Genomic DNA, 18163 nt, shown 5'->3' on the forward strand with positions numbered 1-18163 from the left:
GGGGGAGGTGCATCAATCATTGGCCACCCAGCCCTTGACCACCTGGGCCACGCGCTTGGAATCGGTCTTTACAGCTTCACGCGCCATGCGCAGTCGTTCCTCGTAAGAGTCCACCGGCAGGGCCAGGGGTTCGTGTCCGGCCGCGTGCAGGCGTTCGCTGCCGATCGCGGGCAGACCCTCGCCATCGTCGACCAGCTGCACATCGGCACTGTGGGGTTCCAGTTCGTCATCTTTCGGCTTGGTCTGGCCGGTGATCGAGCGCAGCGCCGGGCGCAGCACACCGAACACCAGGGCCAGCACCACGATCGCACCGAGCAGCAGACGCAGTGCGTCCTGCACCTGCGGCAGCTCCCACCACTTCGGCCCTTCGACCGGAGTGACCTCGCGGACGAACGGGGCATTCATCACCGAGACCGTGTCGCCACGCTCGGCATCGAAGCCGACCGCTTGCTTGACCAGTGCTTCGACGCGGGTCAGTTCGGCCGCGGAGAGGGCCTGGTCGGCCATCTTGCCGTTGGCCCCGGCGCGCGGCACGTTGTCCACCAGCACCGCCACCGAGACGCGCTTGATGCGGCCGGCCGGCTGGCGGGTGTGCTGCAGGGTGCGGTCCAGCTCGTAATTGCGGGTCGCGTTCTTGGAGGTTTCGGTCGGTGCCTGCGCGGTGGCGGGCGCGGCCGCCGGGCCGGGCGGGGTATTGCTGGCAGCCCCGGGCACGCCCTGCGGGCCGGGCACGTTGCTGCTGTTTTCGCTCATCTGCTCGCTGCGCAGCTTCTGCGGCTCGCCGTTGTAGAGCTCGCGGGCTTCCTCGATCACCGAGAAGTCCATGTCCACGCTGACTTCCGGGTTGACGCGGCCGGGGCCGGTCATCGGCTCGAGCAGCTCGCGGATGCGCTGGTTGAACGAGGTTTCCTGGCGGCGCACCTGTTCGAACTGGGCCGCATTCATGGCCGCTTCGCTGTTCGGATCGGAGACGCTGAGCATGCGCCCGCTCTGGTCGACCACGGTGACGCGCTCGGGCGCCAGGTCGGGAATGCTGGCGGCAACCATGTGCACGATCGCATCGATCTGGCCGCGTTCGAGCTGCTGGCCACCGCGCAGTTCCAGCACCACCGAGGCACTGGCCACGTCACGCTGGCGGGTGAAGGCGCTGGGCTTGGGAATGGCCAGGTGAACGCGCGAATCGCGGACGGGGCGCAGCGTATTGATGGTGCGCGAGAGCTCGGTTTCCAGCGAGTGCTGGTAGCGCGCATTCTCCATGAACTGGCTGACGCCAAAGCCCGGGTCACGCTCCATCAGCTCGAAGCCCAGACGACCGCTGTCGGTCAGGCCGGAGCCGGCCAGCTTCAGGCGGGCATCGTGCAGGTTCTTTTCCGGCACGGTGATGCCGCCGGTGGCGGGGTCCAGCTGGAAGGGAATCTGCGCCGCGCGCAGCAGGTCGGTGGCCTCGGCCGTGGCCTTCTGGTCCAGCCCGGTGTACAGCGGCACCATGCCCGGCTTCTGCGACCAGAAGAACACGAACAGGCCTGCCGCCACGGCCACGGCGATCATCGCCATCAGGCCAAGCCGACGGGTGATCTGCAGGCTTTGCAGCCGGTCGAACCACTGCCCAGCCTTTTCGGTGTTCAGCGATTCTTTGGAGAGCGACAGGGCCATGCGTTTCTATCCTTACAGCGGCATGTTCATCACGTCCTGGTAAGCCTGGACGAGACGGTTACGGACTTCCACGGTGGCGCGGAAGGCGATCTGGGACTGCTGCGAGGCGACCATGACCTTGGCCAGGTCCGCACCGGGTTCACCCAGTTCGAAGGACTTGGCCAGGGCGCCGGATTTCTGCTGTGCATCGTTGACGCCGGCGATGGCGCCCCGCAGGGTTTCGGTGAAGCTGGGGCCCTGGATCTCCTGGGGGGACACCAGGCCCTGGATGGCATTGCTGCGCGGCGCCTCCGTCAGCGGGCTGACGGCGGACTGCCCCATCTGGGTCTGGAAGGTGCGGATCTGAGAAAGGATCGAGGTGACGGAGTGCGACATCTGGAACGTTCCGAAGCAGGGGTGGGTTACACCGGGAGACGTTGCAAGTGCCGTGCCGAAACGGATGAGTGGTTCAGTTTTGTAGCGGTGGCGAGGGTTTGCGTATTCAGCCGACGTGGGCGCGTGGCCGCCGCAGGCGGGCGGTGCGGCTACGTGATCCCCGCGGCGGTCTGTTGCAGTGGCGTGCCGGAGAGTCGACGCCGGAAAACCGGCGGAGGGCGCGTGGCGATGCGTGGAGCAGAACCACAAAAAAAGCCCGGGACATGCCCGGGCTTCTGGTTTCCATGTGGTGCTCCGCTCAGCCAGCCAGTTCGGTCTGGTCGCGCTCGATGCCGTACTTGCGCAGCTTCTCCACCAGGGTGGTGCGGCGCAGGCCGAGCAGCTGGGCGGCATGGGCGACGACGCCCTGGGTGCGTTCCAGCGCTTCGTTGATCAGGTTCAACTCGATGTTGGCCATGTGGTTGCGCAGGTCCAGGCCGTCGTCGGGTAGGGCCGGGGCGCGGGCCACCGGGCCGATGCCGTTGTCCAGGGCTGGGCTGCCCTGCGCACCCGGCGTGTGGAAGGAGAAGCTGCGCAGGTCCAGGCGTTCGTCAGCCACGGCGGCCGGCACTGCAGCGGCTACCGGCGCGGCGGCAGCGAAGTCACCGCGGTAACGGGCCGGCAGGTCCTGCACGCGGACGTTGCCACTGGGGTGCAGCACCGCCAGGCGCTCGACCAGGTTGGTCAGCTCGCGCACGTTGCCCGGCCACTCGTAGGCGGCCAGGGCCTGCAGCGCTTCGCCGGTGAAACGCACTTCGCCACGCCCGGTGCGGGCCAGCTGGCCGGCGATGGTGGTGACCAGTGCGGGCAGGTCTTCACTGCGCTCGCGCAGGGCCGGCACGTCGATCGGGAACACATTGAGACGGTAGAACAGATCCTCGCGGAACTTGCCGTCGGCGATGCGCGATTCCAGGTCGCGGTGGGTCGCGGCGATCACGCGCACGTTGCAGCGGATGGTCTGGTTGCCACCGACGCGCTCGAAGCTGCGTTCCTGCAGCACGCGCAGCAGCTTGACCTGCATCGGCAGGCTCATGTCGCCGATTTCATCCAGCAGCAGGGTGCCGCCTTCGGCCATTTCGAAACGGCCCTTGCGGGCGCTCAGCGCGCCGGTGAAGGCGCCTTTTTCGTGGCCGAACAGTTCGCTTTCCAGCAGATCCGGCGGAATGGCGCCGCAGTTGATCGCCACGAACGGGCCATCGCGGCGCGGCGAGCGCTGGTGGATCGAGCGCGACACCACTTCCTTGCCGGTGCCCGATTCGCCCAGCACCAGCACGGTGGTGTCGAATGCGGCAACCTGCTCGATCATCCGGCGCAGCTGGGTGACGGCCGCGCCTTCGCCGGTCGGGCCCTGATCCTGCACGGCACCGGCCTGGTGCTCGGCATCCAGGCGCTTGAGGCTGGCGCGGCGCAGCAGGCCTTCCATCTGTGCATGGCGCAGCGGGGCCTCCAGCGGCCACACATTGGCCTCGTGCAGCCCGTACTGCTGGGCGAAGGCGGTGGTGTCGCCATCGATCAACATCACCGGCGGCGGCAGTGCGCCTTTACCGAGCCAGGCAAACAGCGCATCACTGCGCTCGGCGCTGTCCAGGCCGCCGATGATCGCGGCCATCCAGTCGTTCGGGCGGTGGCGGCTGATGTCGAAATCGCTGGCGTCGGCCACCCAGCGCGGGTTGAAGTCCATGAACTCCAGCAGGGCGACGGTGCGCTCGGCGCGGACGGCGTCGTTGTCCAGTACCAGGATGCGGGATTCGCTCATGATCCGTTCCCCTTCAGGCCTTCCAGGATCGGCATCACTTCCTGGATGTAGGACAGCTTGCTGACGAAGTTGTCGGCACCGGCGCGCAGGGCATGCTCGCGGTGTTCGGCGTCGTCGAAGTGGCTGGCGATGACGATGTAGGGCGCGTCATCCTGCGATTTGATCAGGCGGGTGGCCTGCAGGCCGCCCATTTCAGGCATGGCCAGATCCATCAGCACCACCTTCGGGCGCAGCGACTCGGAGCGTTCGATCGCTTCCAGGCCATTGGCGGCGCTGCCGATCACATCGAGCCAGTCGACCTTGCGGAAGTGGCGCATGGCGGCATTGATGAAACCTTCGTGGTCGTCGACCAGCAGGACGGTGAGCTTGTTCATGTCTTCCATTTCCTTCAGCCCACCCGGGCCAGGAGGTGCGGGGTGCTGGCATGGCTGCGGCGGCGTTCGCGCGCCGGGGCGATGTCCAGTTGTTCGCGGTATTTTGCAACGGTACGGCGGGCGATGTTCACCCCTTGGCGCGAGAGCAGGCCGGCGATGGCTTCATCGGCCAGCGGGCGTGCGGCCGGTTCGGACTCGATCAGGCGGCGCACCATGGCCTTGACGGCTTGGCCAGAGACGCTGGCACCTTCCAGGCGGACCGCGAAGAAGTGCTTCAGTTCCAGCGTGCCGCGCGGGGTCTGCAGGTACTTGCCGGTGGTGATGCGCGAGACGGTGGACTCGTGCATGGCGATCTCGTCGGCCACTTCCTTCAGGGTGAGCGGCGCCATGGCCTCTTCGCCACGGGTCAGGAAGCCCGCCTGACGTTCGATGATCACCCGCGCGGTGCGCAGCAGGGTGTCGTAGCGCATCGACAGGCCGCGGGTCAGCCAGCGCGCTTCCTGCAGCATGTCGCGCAGCGGCTGGGCGGCTTCGCTGGTCTCGGCCAGGGCCTGTTCGTACTGCGGGTTGATGCTGAGGCGGCGGCTGGTGGCCGGGTTGAGCGCGACGCGCCACTGCCCATCGGCGTGCCAGGCGACCACGTCCGGAATCACCACGCCGTTGCTGTCCGGCAGCAGGCTCTCGCCCGGGCGCGGCTGCAGCGACAGAATCAGCCGGACGGCCTCATGGATGTCGGCGACTTCGGCATCGAGCTGCCTGGCCAGGGCCGGGTAATCGTGTGCGGCCAGCGCGGTCAGGCCGTCGTCGAGCACGCGCTGGGCGAGGTGGCGGGCCGGCACGCGGCCAGGCAGGGTGCGCAGCTGCACGCTCAGGCATTCGTGCAGGTCCTGCGCGGCCAGGCCAACCGGATCGCCGTGCAGGATCTGCTGACGGACCGCTTCCACACCGGCAGCGTCCACATCGCAGCGCGCACTGGCCAGCAGGGTCAGCTGGGCAAGCGGGGCATCCAGATAGCCGGCGTCGTCGCAGTGCTCCAGCCAGAAACCGGCCACGGCCAGTTCGCGGGCGTCCAGCTCCATCGCCAGGCGCTGCAGGGCACGCAGCTGCGGATCGGAGGATTCCCCGGCTGCCACGCGCTGCATGCGGTCATCGTCACCGTCCTGCCAACCGGCACCGGCCACATCCCACATGGTGCTCTCGGGCAGTTCGTCGAAGGCGGCCACGTCCTGGGTGGTAGTGGCTTCGGCAGTCTCGACGGCCGCCGGCTCCGGGGCTTCTTCGATCTCGAGCAGCGGATTGGTCTCCAGCGCCCGGCGGATTTCCAGCTCCAGCTGCATGCCGTCGAGCTGGAGCAGCCGGATCGACTGCAGCAGTTGCGGGGTGAGGTGAAGCTGCTGACCCATCTGGGTCGACATGGAGGCTTTCAAGGTGATGTCCCGTTCGCACCGACTCCCCGGTGCGTTATGGAACACATCTTGCTTCTCTTCCCGTACGCCGGGAATCAGGGGGTTCCTGAGTCGGGTCGTCAAATCCCCGACAGCGTGTAGGGGTCTCCCCTACATCGACGCGGTATTTTGACGGGTGCGTGGCGCCGACGCCTTGTCTTTCCGTGTCCGCCCGACGCATCGGACTTCAAAAATCTGTCGCCCTCCGCGGCGGGCACGCCCTGTGTGCCGGAGAACCGGCGCGGATCACTCCAGCTCGTGCTGGTGGCGGGCGGCGAGCAGCACCAGATCATTGGCGCGGCGGCAGCCCAGCGACTCCATCATGCGGGCGCGGTGGGTCTCCACCGTCTTGACGCTGATGCCGAGGTCCGCGGCGATTTCCTTGTTGCTCTCACCCTTGCCGATCTGGCGCAGGATTTCGCGCTGGCGCGGCGAGAGGGCTGCCACGCCGACCGGCTTTTCCTTGCCCAGCATCGGGGCGAGCATCTTGGCCGAGATCTGCGGGCTCAGGAACACCTGGCCGGCATGCGCGGCGCGCAGCGCCAGTTCCAGCTCCTGCGGGGCGGCATCCTTGACCACGAAACCGACCGCGCCACGATCCAGCGCATCGCGCACGTGCACGGCATCGTCGTGCATGGTCATCATCACCACGCGCGAGCCGGGCGTACGCAGCAGGATGTCGCTCAGGGCTTCCAGGCCGGTGCGGCCGGGCAGGGACAGGTCCATCAGGACGACGTCCGGGGAATGCTGCACGCTCAATTGCAGCGCCTGCTCGGCATTGCTGGCCTCGGCGATGACCTCGACGTCGGCAAAGCCCTGCAGCAGGCGGCTGAGGCCGGCACGGACCAGGGTGTGATCATCGACGATGAGAACGCGCACAGGCTGCTAGGGGAGCGGGGAGGCCGTCACCTTAACGGAGTGAAGGCCTACCGCCAAGCCGAATGGGTCACAGTCGGGAGCGTACGGTCACCGCAAGCGTCGTGCTTCGGCGATCTGGCGGCGGTGCAGGCGGAACAGATGCCGCTCCAGGGCCATCTCCAGCGCATCGCTGAGCCCTTCAAAGCGCAGCCACAGGTAATGCGCGCCCGAGCCATTGGCGGCTTCGGCCACGATCACCACGGGCAGGTCGATGTGGTCGGGCAGCCAGTCGCAGGGCTGCAGGCGGATCACGCCCATGCTGCCCGGTGCGGCGCCACTGCGCGCGCCCTGTTCCAGGCGGATGCCGCGGCGCGACCAGCGCAGGGGGCGCAGGGGCAGGTCCTGGCTGCTCTGCCGTACCAGCCGGCCCAGCAGCACCATGACCAGGTCCAGTTTGGCCTCCAGGCGCTGCACTTGCAGCGTGGCGTCGCTGCGGTCGTCATGGCCGTCGTCGCCGCGGGCGTCTTCAACCAGCGCCACACTGCGCAGCAGGGTCTCGGCGGTGCCGGGGCGGATCACCGCGCTGCCAATCCGGAACTCCGCCGGCAGCGCCAGTTCGCAGCTCAGCGTCTCATCGAACAGCTCGCTTTCGGCCGGGTGATGGATGGCGCTGGTGCGAAGGTCGGTCATGACAGGGATTCTGCGGTCAGGTACGCCTGCGCGGCGCGAAGGGACTGGTGGCCGTTGTGGATGTGGCGGCTGGCTTCTTCGCGCTGCCGCATCATGAACAGCATGATGCGCTGCTGGCGTGCCTGCAGCGAGGACAGGCCGGGAACATCGAAGCTGGCCGACGGACCGGCCAGGTAGTCACGCTGGGCCGCGTCGAGCGCATCCAGCTGCAGCCCGGCCTCGTCGAAGTTCTCATCGTGCAGCGCATTTTCCAGCGCATCCAGACGGGCGTTGAGCGCACCCAGCGAGGTCACGGGGCGACCTGCGCGGTCTGGCGCTGCTGCTGCGGGATGGCATTCCAGGCCGAATCGATCTCGCCGAGCAGCTCGAGCGCTTCGGTCAGCGCGGCTGGATCGTTGTGCAGATTGGCCTCGGTCAACCGATGCATCACGTAGTCGTACAGCGAAGACAGGTTGCCGGCGATCTCGCCGCCGGCCTCATGGTCCAGCGAGCCGTTGAGGTGGCCGACGATGGCGCAGACCTCGCCGATCGCCTTGCCCTTGCGCGCCTGGTCGCCACGTTCCAGACAGGCCAGGGCGAGTCGAAGGCGTTCGCAGGCACCGGCCAGCAGCAGCGCCACCAGCTTGTGCGGGTCGGCATCGGTAACCGAACTCTGCACGCCGACCTTGCGGTACTGCTCGGTGAATTGACGGTTGGAACCGTACATCAATCATGTCTCCTTCATGCGGGGCCGCGAGGTTCGCGACATCGTCGGCACCGGGTGGAGCCTGCGGGGTGTCCTGCCAGTGATATCGGCCGCGGACCGGTTCAACTTGAGTCGACGGCCTTGATCGATCAGCCGCTGAGCTGGGACAGCTGCGAGGTGAGGCTGCTCATGGTCTGGCTCATCTTGCTCATCAGGGCATCGAGCGCGAGGAACTGCTTTTTGTAACGTTCGGACACGCCTTCCATGCGGACATCCAGCGCCTTGCGGCGCTTGTCGATGTCGGTCAGCGTGTTGTTGATGCTCTTGGTGCGCGAAACGAATGCGCCCTCCTTGCCGACGGTGGTGCTGACGTAGCCGTCCACCATCGCAAACAGCTTCGCCGCTGCACCGTCATCCCCGGTGAACGCCTCACGCACGGCGCCGCCCTGATTGACCAAGGCCGCGTCGAACTTGGCGGTATCCAGCACCAGGCTGCCGTCAGCGTTGGGATAGGCACGGGTCTGCAGGCCGATCTTCTTGGGATCCAGGCCGGCGGCCGAGAGGTCCTTGAGAATGCCGCCCATCATGCTGCGCAGCTGGCTGGAGGCGCCGCGCATCTGCGCATCGCCGGTCAGCGAGGAGGGCTCCTTGTTCTCGATGTCGTACTTGGTCGCGGTGTTGATCGCCGCGATGGCGCCGTTGTACGCCGTGATGAAGTCCTGCATCACCTTGCGCGCCGCGGCGACGTCGGTGGTGATGGTGACGGTGCTCTCGCCTTCCTTCTTCAGGTTCAGGGTGAGGCCGGGCACCACGTCGGTGACGGTGTTTTCGCTGCTGGTGATCGCCACGCCGTCGATGGTCAGCTTGGCGTCTGCCGCAGGTGTGCGCTCCTTCAGACTGGCGGCGAGGTCGGCCAGCTTGCTGTTGCCTGGCGCGGCAGTCAGGGTGATGGCGTTGGCTGCCCCTGACTTCTCCTGCGAGAGGGACAGAATCTGGTTATCGCCCGACGCGATGAGCGTGGCCTGGACGCCCGAGGCGCGGCCGGCTTTCTCGATCTTCGTGCGGATCGAGCTGAGCGTGTCATCGGCTTCGACGTTGATGTTCAGCGTCTTCTGCTTGTCGCCGACGCCTACGGTGAGCGTCAGGGTTCCGGCGCCGAACGTGTCTGTCTTCGGTATCGGGCTCTCCGAGATCAGCTTGTGCGCGGTGGCGAGCTTCTCTACGTTGACAAGGTGCGTGCCAGCCGCCGCGGAGTTGGTACCAGATACCGTCAAGATCTCGTCGGTACCGGATTTGCTGGCCGTGAACGTGCGTGCGTCGAACGCCGTATTGGCCTTCAGTGCTTTCAGCGCCGTGTTCAGCGTGTCGAACGCGGATTTGACCGTGCCGATCGCCGAGAGCTGCATCTTGGCCTTGGACTGCTGCAGGTTCAGTGCGTTGTCCGCCGGCTTGCGATCGGCTGCCACCAGGCTGCTGACCATGCCGGAAATATCCAGTCCTGAACCGATGCCGCCGTAACCGAAGTCCGCCACGTTGTATCTCCTGTTTGTAGCCGCTGCCGTGAAGTCGCAGGGCGATGCCATCAACGAAAGTAGCGGCCGTAGCCGCCGGGTCTTTAGAACCACGTTGATGCAGGAGTTGTGCCAGCCAAGGCAAGGGCGGGATTGGCACGCCGGTTGCAGGAGCCCTGGGGCAGGGGCGGCGGTTCGCGCCTCTGATAGGTGGTCTGTAAAAAACCCTCCTCCAATGCAGAGGAGGGGTCAGGCTACTGAAAAGCGGGGGGAGACGAAGCCACCCGGGGTGTTCAGTCAAACAAACAGCGCTGATAACAGTTCTGCCGCAGGGGCGGGCCATGGCCACGATGATGTGGCGACCGGGAGAGAGTCCGGTCCCATGGCCATGGCCCGTTCCTGCGCGTGCTTTGCGATGCCTCGGGTTGCCCGCGCCGCCGGCCGAAGCCGGCGGCGGGGACGATGCAGGCGTGGATCAGCGCAGCAGGCTGAGCACGTTCTGCGGCACCTGGTTGGCCTGGGCCAGCATGGCCGTACCGGCCTGCTGCAGGATCTGGGTGCGGGTCAGTTCTGCGGTTTCCTTGGCGAAATCCGTGTCCTTGATGCGGCTGCGCGACGCGGACAGGTTTTCGGTCGAGGTCTGCAGGTTGGCCACCACCGAGGTGAAGCGGTTCTGGATGGCGCCGAGGTCTGCGCGGGTGCTGTTGATGGACTCCAGCGCCTTGTCGACGATTTCCAGTGCCTGTTGTGCGCCTGCAACCGTCTCAATTTTCAACGTGGCGAGCGTGCTGGTGCTACTCGTGGTTGGTGCAGCCGGAAGGGTGACGCCACCGGCGGCGTCAGAGGTGACGGTAACATCTGCAGCCTTCGCGTCAGCCTTTACCGATGTCAGCGTAATCGAGCCAGGCGTCACGGTGCCATCGGCTGCAGTGGTCGGCGCTGCATGGAGGCCGGTCTCCCCGATCTTGCTATTTATCGCTGCAGTGATAGCAGCAACCGCGTTAGCAGCATTCTGCGCCTGAACAGGGGCATCGTCTGGGGCGGCCGGAGGAGTCTTGAAGTCGAACTCGACGGTGCCGATCGAGATACTACCTACCTTCAGGTTCTCAATCTTCCCACTAGCCAAGGCTGCGCCAGCGACCGTGATACTGCCTGCGTTCAAGAACGATGCGGTACCCAACGAATCAGACTTTGCGTTCACCACCTTGTCGATGGCAATGGCCTGCCCCGAATTCGCGCCTACCTGGAATAGCTGGCTGGAGAACGAGCCATCCAACAGTTTGGTGCCGTTGAACTCAGACTGCTTGGCAACGCGGTCAATCTCACTGACCAACTGCGTTACCTCTGCCTGCAGGGCCTTGCGGTCGCTGGCAGAATTGGTTGCGTTGGATGCCTGCACAGCCAGCTCGCGGACACGCTGCAGGTTGTTGCCGATTTCGCTCAGCGAACCTTCGGCGACCTGGGCGAGCGAGATGCCATCGTTGGCGTTGCGGATGGCCACATCGGTGCCGCGAATCTGGGTGCCGAAACGCTCGGAGATCGCCAGACCGGCGGCGTCGTCCTTGGCGCTGTTGATGCGCGAGCCCGACGACAGGCGCTGGATGGTGGTGGCCAGAGAGCTGCCGCTGGTGCTCAGGTTACGCTGAGCATTCAACGACATCGTATTGGTGTTGATGACTTGTGCCATGGTTATTTCCTTTGGCGATGTATCTTTGATTGGCAGAAATGCATGCGCCGAGTTACTCGGCGCACGCACCTAATACATGCATCAGCGCAGCAGGCTGAGCACGTTCTGCGGCACCTGGTTGGCCTGCGCCAGCATTGCCGTACCGGCCTGCTGGAGGATTTGGGTGCGGGTAAGTTCTGCGGTTTCCTTGGCGAAATCCGTGTCCTTGATGCGGCTACGTGACGCGGACAGGTTTTCGGTCGAGGTCTGCAGGTTGGCCACCACCGAGGTGAAACGGTTCTGGATTGCGCCGAGATCGGCACGGGTGTTGTTGATGGAGTCCAGGGCCTTATCAACCATGGACATGGCCTTCTGAGCGCCCGTGACAGTCGAGATATCAAGGTCCTGCAGGTGCTCGGCAGCCGGCGCCGGGTCCGTGGCTGTAAGCTCGAATGCATCATCGGCGCCCAGCTTCATTGCAATATCGCCGTCTGCCAGAGCAATGCCCTCTTTGATCTGCGTGACATTGATCTTGCCGTCCTTGTCGATTTCGGCAAGAACGCCGGTCTCGCCTAGCTTCGAATTGATTGCGGTTACTGCCGCCTTGTTGCGCTCAGCTTCAGTTGCGCCTGCCTTGACCTCTACGGCGTCCAGTTTGATGGTCGTATCGCCAACCTTGATCGTGCCGGAGATGGTGGTGTCTGCATCGATCGCGTCCGTACCGCCGCTGGCAATGGCGCCAGTCGCGAAAGTGGAGGAGCCGAGCTTGGCCGTCGTGGCATCGACCACCTTGTCGATGGCAATGGCCTGACCCGCGTTTGCGCCGACCTGGAACAGCTGGCTGGAGAACGAGCCGTCCAGCAGCTTGGTGCCGTTGAACTCGGACTGCTTGGCTACACGGTCGATTTCACTGACCAGCTGGGTCACTTCAGCCTGCAGCGCCTTGCGGTCGCTCGCCGAGTTGGTCGCGTTGGACGCTTGGACAGCGAGCTCGCGGACACGCTGCAGGTTGTTGCCGATTTCGGTCAGCGAACCTTCGGCGACCTGAGCAAGCGAAATGCCGTCGTTGGCATTACGGATGGCTACGTCGGTACCACGGATCTGTGTACCAAAACGCTCGGAGATCGCCAGACCGGCGGCGTCATCCTTGGCGCTGTTGATGCGCGAACCCGACGACAGGCGCTGGATGGTGGTGGCCAGGGAGCTGCCGCTGGTGCTCAGGTTACGCTGAGCATTCAACGACATCGTGTTGGTGTTGATGACTTGTGCCATGAGGAAGGGTCCTTGAGCAGTTGCACGTGAGTTGGGTTAGCCGCCCCTGACGTGCTTCAGGAGCGTCTCATGTCAGCGCTGCAGCAGGCTGAGCACGTTCTGGGGAACCTGGTTGGCCTGGGCCAGCATGGCGGTGCCGGCCTGCTGCAGGATCTGGGTGCGGGTCAGTTCCGCGGTTTCCTTGGCGAAATCGGTGTCGCGGATGCGGCTGCGCGAGGCCGACAGGTTCTCCGAGGAGGTCTGCAGGTTGGCCACCACCGAGGTGAAGCGGTTCTGGATCGCGCCGAGGTCGGCGCGGACGCTGTTGACCGATTCTAGGGCCTTGTCGACGATCTCCAGTGCCTGCTGGGCACCTGCGGCGGTATCGATCCTGATATCGGCCACATGCGAGGGCGCGGCACCATCGATTGCGTTGTTCATCGCAGTGCCGTCGCTGGCGACCGTTACGTCGGCGACCTTGTTGTCCGCTTTGACGGAGGTCAGGGTGATCTTGCCCGGTTCCACAGCACCGGCCGGAGTCGTGGCCTGCGCTGCGTGGAGACCGGTTTCGCCGAGCTTACCGTTGATCGCCGCCATCATCGCCTTCACGGCGTTGTCCTGATTCGTCTTGGCGACAGCTGCCTCCTCCTCTGGAGTTGCGCCGGCCGGTGCAGCGGTGTAGTCAAATTTCACGTCACCAATGGTGATGTCGCCAATCGTCACTTTCTCGATGGTGCCGGCCGCGGCATCCACAGCCGCATCATCGAGCGTGATGCTGGCTGCATCGACAAACGTCGTAGCGCCCAGTGAGGTCGCCTTCGCATCCACCACGCTGTTGATCGCAATCGCCTGACCCGCGTTCGCACCCACCTGGAACAGCTGGCTGGTGAAGCTGCCGTCCAGCAGCTTGGTGCCGTTGAAGTCGGACTGCTTGGCGACGCGGTCGATTTCGCTGACCAGCTGGGTCACTTCGGCCTGCAGTGCCTTGCGGTCGCTGGCCGAGTTGGTGGCGTTGGAGGCCTGCACGGCCAGCTCGCGGATGCGCTGCAGGTTGTTGCCGACTTCGCTCAGCGAACCTTCGGCGACCTGCGCCAGCGATATGCCGTCATTGGCGTTGCGGATCGCGACATCGGTGCCGCGGATCTGGGTGCCGAAGCGCTCGGAGATCGCCAGGCCGGCCGCGTCGTCTTTCGCGCTGTTGATGCGCAGGCCCGACGACAGGCGCTGGATGGTGGTAGCGAGCGAGTTGCCGCTGGTGCTCAGGTTGCGCTGAGCGTTGAGCGACATCGTATTGGTGTTGATTACCTGTGCCATGGGTCGTCTCCCTTATTGGAATCCCGGTGGTGAATGGAACGAAGCGCCGCCGTTTTTTTGTTTTTGGCTGTGTGCTTCGCTGTTGCCAAATCAATAACGGCGCTTTGTCAACAACCTTTAGGCGGAGATTCACCCGGATTTGCAGGGGAGGCGGAGGCGGGCCGATTTCACGCCCCAGAACGCAAAAAGGCCGCGATGCTCGAAGCATCGCGGCCTTCAGGCCACCCGGGTTGTAGGGGGGGTCAGCGGATCATGTTGAACAGCGACATCGACTGCATCTGCGAGAACAGGGTCTGGGCCGCCTGCAGGGCGGTCTTCTCGAGCTGGTACTGGCTCAGGGCATCGGCGTAGTCCAGGTCGCGCATCTGCGAGAGGGTGGTCTTGAGCGTGACGACGTTCGATTCCCGCATGTCCGAGGCGTTGTCCAGCGCTTTGAGCTGGGCACCACCGGCGGCGCGGGAGTCGATCATCCGCTCCGAGGCGCGGGCCACGTCGCGCAGGCCACTCTGCAGCAGGTTCTGCTGGGCCGCCTGCTGGGCGGGGGTGCCGGTATCCATCTTGAGTGCGCCGATCAGCGAATCCAGGGTGCTGAAGATGTCGCGGCTGGCGGAGGGGCTGACCTCGAAGGAATCGCCCGCAGCGGGGGTGCCTTCGAGATGCAGGCGCACCCCGTTGACCACCAGGTCGTCGCCGGTCTTGAGCGTGCCGCTGGAGACCACGGCGCCGCTGGCATCGACGAGGTCATAGCTGTCGGCGCCAGTGAAGCGCACGCTGAAGCCTTCGCCATTCCAGCTGCCGTCGCTGTCGCGGGTGATGTTGGTCAGCACGCCGCTGCCGGTGTTGCCGGCGCTGGCCCTGCCGTCCACATGCCCGTCGCCGGTGACGATGCGCATGAAGATCTCGCTGCCGGGCAGGGCATCGAGCACATAGGTGTCCGGGCCGACCTCCACCTGGCGCTGGTTCTGGTCGCCGTTGTAGACGATGCGGCCATCGACCTGGCTGAAGGGCGGGCTGCCGTCATCCGTACCACCGAACAGATAGCGGCCGGTACCGTCGGTACTGTTGGCCACCGCGAGCAGATTGCCGCGGATCGCTTCGATTTCCGTGACCATGGATTGCTTGTCGGCCGCGGCCAGGCCCGGGTTGTTGGCGTAGATGGTGAGTTCGGTGATGCGGCCCATCATGTCGCCCACCTGGGCCAGCGCGTTTTCCTGCAGGCCCAAGCGGTTCTGCACGTTGCCGGCGTTGAGCTGCATGCGGTCCAGCGAGGCCAGGGTGCGGTCCAGGCCGACCGCGCTGCCGGCCGAGACCGGATCGTCCTTGGCCGTGACGATCTTGCTGCCGGTGGCGATCTGGCGCTCCAGGTGGCTCATCTTCGCCTGCGAGGCGAGCATCAGGGACACCGACTGATTGAACATCATCCCGGTGGAAATGCGGTTGTTCATCGCGAGACGGCTCCCAGGATGGTCTGGAACATGTTGTCGGCGGTGGAGATCAGCTGCGAGGCGGCCTGGTAGGCCTGCTGCAGGCGGAGCATGTCCGAGGCTTCTTCATCCAGGTTGACGCCGGAGATCGAGTCGCGTGCTGCCTGGGCCTGGTCGGTGATCACCTGCTGGGCCTGCAGCGAGTACTCGGCCGAGCGGGCGGCCGCGCCGACCTGGGTGGTCAGGCCGCCGACCGCGCCGCTGAGCGTGACCGTGCCGTCATTGAAGGTCTTGGCCTGCTCGACCTTGGCCAGCAGCAGGGCATTGCTGTTGTCCGAGGAACCGGCCGGGGTCGGCCCGATGTTGAAGGTGTCGCCGGTCTTGGGCGCGCCGTCGAGGACGAAGCTCCAACCGTTGGCGCTGATGGTCTGGCCGGCGGTGTAGGTGTTGGGGGGGCCGCCATCGATGGTGTATTCGGTGGCACTGATGAACACGATCGCGGCCGGATTGCGCAGCGCGGCGTTGTCCGGGTCGGTCACCTTGACCCCGGTCAGCTTGCCGGCGCCGGTATTGGCCATCGCGGCAGTGCCCTTGATCGGAGCGGCGGCGGCAATACGCGAGGTGTCGGTGATCGCCACTTCCATGCTGCCGGCCACGCCTGCGGTCGGCTGCAGCAGGAAGCGGTCATCCTTGGCCGGCGTGCCGCTCATGACCAGCGTGACGCCATTGAGCACCAGCGGGTCGGCCGCGGTGCCGGTGCCGGTCATCGGGATGGCGGCGCCGGTGTCGGCGCGGGTGGCCTGCCACTGGGTGCCATCGAACTTCATCACGATGTTCTGGCCGTCCAGCTTGGACAGGTCGCCGAAGCTGGCGCTCATGCTCGCCGTGCCGGCATTGGCGCTGTTGGCGGTGACGCGCGGGTTGCCGATGGTGAAGAAGTCACCGCCCATGTTGCCGTACAGGTCCGCGCCCTGGCGGTGCACGTCGTTGAAGCTGCTGGCCATGCCGATCGCCAGCTTGCCCAGCTCGGCCTGGGCCGGGGTCAGCACGGTGTCGCGGAACTCCAGCAGCCCACCGATCTGGCCACCGAGGGTTTTGCTCTCGATGGTGATCTTCTGGCCCTGGCTTTCCAGCGCCAGCTGCAGCCGCTCCGGCTGATAGGGATCGGTGACGGTGGTGACCTTGGACGCCGTGGTGCCGACCACCAGGGCCTGGCCGCCAGCGGTGTAGACGTTCATCAGCCCGCCGTCCTGCATCACCGCCGTGCCGCCGGTATAGCCGACCAGGTTGGCGATCAGCTGGTCGCGGCGATCCAGCAGGTCCGGCGCGGCGGTGGCGGCATTGCCGCCGATCGCGCCGTTGAGCTGGGCGATTTCCTTGGCCAGCCGGTTGATCTCGGTGGCGCCGGCGATCAGGCCGTTGTTGACCTCGCCATTGAGGTTGTTGAGCTGGGTGTTGAGCTGCTGGAAGCGGTTGGCCAGGGTCTTGCCGCTGTCGAGCATGTTCTGCCGGTCGGCGCTGCCGGAGGCATTGGAGGACAACCCGCTGACCGAATCGAAGAAGTTGGACCACACCCCGGCAACGTTGGTCGCGGTGTCGGAGAACATCGCATCCACCCGGTCGGCCATGGTCGAGAGCTGCTTCAGGCGCGCCAGTTCGCCGCTGCCATCGAGCAGGCGCGAGATCGCCAGCTGGTCCGCCACCCGGCGGACATCGGTGATGCGGGTGCCGTTGCCCACGTCGCCGTACCCGTAGTTCTGCGGGTCGGCCGTGGCGAAATCCACCTTCTGCCGGCTGTAGCCCGGGGTCTTGATGTTGGCGACGTTATGGCTGGTGGTCGCCAGGGCCCGCTGGAAGGCGAGCAGGGCGCTGGTGCCGGTGGAGAGTACGCTGGACATGGATTACCTCAACGACGGATGACACCCAGCCCGGTCGGGCTGGCGGTGCTGGCAAAGGTGCGGCCCAGGCGCTCGCCGGCATCGCTCACCGCGGCGACGGCGCGCTCGATGGTCGGGCCGCCGGCGATCGCGGCGATCTTGGCCGCGTAGGTTGGGTCGGTGGCGTAGCCGGCGCGCTGCAGCCCCTGCGCGAAGCTGCGCACGTTGCTGCCGGCCTGCAGGGCGTTCTGGTAGCGCGGGCTGGTCTTCAGCAGGCGCACGTAGTCGGCGAAGCTCTCCCCGACCGAGTTGTAGGCGCGGAAGCTCGCCGTTTCGTTACGGCGCACGCCATTGACGTATTCATGGGTGCCGCTGGTGGCGCGTTCGCCCTGCCAGCCGTTGGCCTTGATCCCGAACAGGTTGTGCGAGCTGTCGCCGCCACTGCGGCGGACCAGCTTGCGGCCCCAGCCGGTTTCCAGCGCGGCCTGGGCGACCAGTGCCTTGGCATCCACACCGAGCTCGCGCGCGGCCTGCTGGGCATGGCCCCAGATGCTGGCCACGAAGCCTTCGGGCGTGTGTGGGCCGAGTTCGGCGGCGGCCGTCGTGGCGGCCAGGGTGTCGACCGCATTGGGGCCGGTGGCCGCGGTGCGGTTGACGCCTGTCCAGCGGTCATCGGCCAGGGCCCAGTTGGTGCTGGCCGGATCGGAATCGGCGACTGCTGCGTAGGGATCGCTGCGGCCGATCGCCTCATGCATCTGGCTGCTTTCACGGCCGGCGATCAGGTCCAGGGCGCGTTCCATCGGCTGCAGCACGGCGGAAGGCTCACTGCCGCCCAGCTGCTGCAGCAGATCGACCTCGCGCGGCGCCGACGGTGCGGTGCCGGCCGGCAGCGGCAGGGCGGCCGCCGGTGCGTTGAGTTGATAGGCACGCAGGGCGGCGGCCGGGTTGAGCGCGGTGTCGACCGGCTTGGCCGTTTCACCCTCGGCGCCGCCCAGCTGGCGCGCGATCATGCTCGACAGCCCCAGGCCGCGGCCACGGGTCATCGCATCGGCGATCTTCTGGTCATACATCTCACGGAACATGGTGTTTTCGCCGGGGAACAGCGAATCGCCGAAACTCGCGTCACGCATGCTCTTGATCAGCATCTGCGCGAACTGGCCTTCCAGCTGCCGGGCGACCTTGTCGACCTTGGCCGGGCTGTTGGGCTGGGCGGGATTGAGTTCCAGAGCCGGTTGAATGCGCATG

16 protein-coding genes are annotated in these 18163 nt (G+C 65.9%); all 16 read right to left on the reverse strand.

The window, feature by feature from the left end; translation table 11 throughout:
* Positions 1 to 12: 12 nt before the first annotated feature.
* The 16 genes from fliF to flgJ all read right to left on the reverse strand — a co-directional run bounded on the left by fliF (position 13) and on the right by flgJ (position 18162).
* Positions 13 to 1653: a flagellar basal-body MS-ring/collar protein FliF gene (gene fliF / locus ACTT2I_RS07660; RefSeq protein WP_088435060.1), complete on the reverse strand. Its 1641-nt coding sequence runs from the start codon at positions 1651 to 1653 to the stop codon at positions 13 to 15.
* A gap of 12 nt (positions 1654 to 1665) precedes the next feature.
* Positions 1666 to 2028 (reverse strand): flagellar hook-basal body complex protein FliE, encoded by a 363-nt coding sequence (gene fliE, locus ACTT2I_RS07665; protein ID WP_088435061.1) that lies wholly within the window; start codon positions 2026 to 2028, stop codon positions 1666 to 1668.
* A gap of 298 nt (positions 2029 to 2326) precedes the next feature.
* The gene (locus ACTT2I_RS07670) at positions 2327 to 3823 is read right to left on the reverse strand and encodes a sigma-54 dependent transcriptional regulator (protein ID WP_421100346.1); all 1497 of its coding nucleotides are present in this window, start codon (positions 3821 to 3823) and stop codon (positions 2327 to 2329) included.
* Positions 3820 to 4197, reverse strand: a complete 378-nt coding sequence (locus tag ACTT2I_RS07675) for a response regulator (RefSeq protein ID WP_026070040.1) — start codon at positions 4195 to 4197, stop codon at positions 3820 to 3822. The genes ACTT2I_RS07670 and ACTT2I_RS07675 overlap by 4 nt, the downstream gene beginning before the upstream one ends.
* A gap of 14 nt (positions 4198 to 4211) precedes the next feature.
* The gene (gene rpoN / locus ACTT2I_RS07680; RefSeq protein WP_421100345.1) at positions 4212 to 5624 is read right to left on the reverse strand and encodes an RNA polymerase factor sigma-54; all 1413 of its coding nucleotides are present in this window, start codon (positions 5622 to 5624) and stop codon (positions 4212 to 4214) included.
* Between the two features lie 264 nt (positions 5625 to 5888).
* The gene (locus ACTT2I_RS07685; protein ID WP_088435064.1) at positions 5889 to 6521 is read right to left on the reverse strand and encodes a response regulator; all 633 of its coding nucleotides are present in this window, start codon (positions 6519 to 6521) and stop codon (positions 5889 to 5891) included.
* 87 nt (positions 6522 to 6608) lie between these two features.
* Positions 6609 to 7190: a PilZ domain-containing protein gene (locus tag ACTT2I_RS07690; RefSeq protein ID WP_088435065.1), complete on the reverse strand. Its 582-nt coding sequence runs from the start codon at positions 7188 to 7190 to the stop codon at positions 6609 to 6611.
* Positions 7187 to 7483, reverse strand: coding sequence for a hypothetical protein (locus tag ACTT2I_RS07695; protein WP_088435066.1), 297 nt, complete (start codon positions 7481 to 7483; stop codon positions 7187 to 7189). The genes ACTT2I_RS07690 and ACTT2I_RS07695 overlap by 4 nt, the downstream gene beginning before the upstream one ends.
* Entirely contained in the window at positions 7480 to 7896 is a 417-nt protein-coding gene (fliS, locus tag ACTT2I_RS07700; RefSeq protein ID WP_293978669.1) for a flagellar export chaperone FliS, read from the reverse strand. Before fliS ends, ACTT2I_RS07695 begins: the two co-directional genes overlap by 4 nt.
* A 128-nt stretch (positions 7897 to 8024) precedes the next feature.
* Positions 8025 to 9407, reverse strand: a complete 1383-nt coding sequence (gene fliD / locus ACTT2I_RS07705) for a flagellar filament capping protein FliD (RefSeq protein WP_421100344.1) — start codon at positions 9405 to 9407, stop codon at positions 8025 to 8027.
* A gap of 454 nt (positions 9408 to 9861) precedes the next feature.
* Positions 9862 to 11073, reverse strand: coding sequence for a flagellin (locus tag ACTT2I_RS07710; RefSeq protein WP_421100343.1), 1212 nt, complete (start codon positions 11071 to 11073; stop codon positions 9862 to 9864).
* Between the two features lie 81 nt (positions 11074 to 11154).
* Positions 11155 to 12324 carry a flagellin gene (locus tag ACTT2I_RS07715; protein WP_421100342.1) on the reverse strand — a complete coding sequence of 390 codons (1170 nt, stop codon included), beginning with the start codon at positions 12322 to 12324 and terminating at the stop codon, positions 11155 to 11157.
* Positions 12325 to 12396: 72 nt separating this feature from the next.
* Entirely contained in the window at positions 12397 to 13617 is a 1221-nt protein-coding gene (locus tag ACTT2I_RS07720) for a flagellin (protein ID WP_421100341.1), read from the reverse strand.
* 242 nt (positions 13618 to 13859) lie between these two features.
* The gene (gene flgL, locus ACTT2I_RS07725) at positions 13860 to 15062 is read right to left on the reverse strand and encodes a flagellar hook-associated protein FlgL (protein WP_421100340.1); all 1203 of its coding nucleotides are present in this window, start codon (positions 15060 to 15062) and stop codon (positions 13860 to 13862) included.
* Complete coding sequence (gene flgK / locus ACTT2I_RS07730) at positions 15059 to 16939, reverse strand: flagellar hook-associated protein FlgK (RefSeq protein ID WP_421100339.1); 1881 nt, start codon at positions 16937 to 16939, stop codon at positions 15059 to 15061. Before flgK ends, flgL begins: the two co-directional genes overlap by 4 nt.
* Before the next feature lie 8 nt (positions 16940 to 16947).
* Positions 16948 to 18162, reverse strand: coding sequence for a flagellar assembly peptidoglycan hydrolase FlgJ (gene flgJ / locus ACTT2I_RS07735; protein ID WP_421100338.1), 1215 nt, complete (start codon positions 18160 to 18162; stop codon positions 16948 to 16950).
* Position 18163: the final 1 nt, after the last annotated feature.

The sequence above is a fragment of the Stenotrophomonas sp. PUT21 genome (assembly GCF_052232875.1).
Taxonomy (GTDB): Bacteria; Pseudomonadota; Gammaproteobacteria; order Xanthomonadales; family Xanthomonadaceae; genus Stenotrophomonas; species Stenotrophomonas maltophilia_N.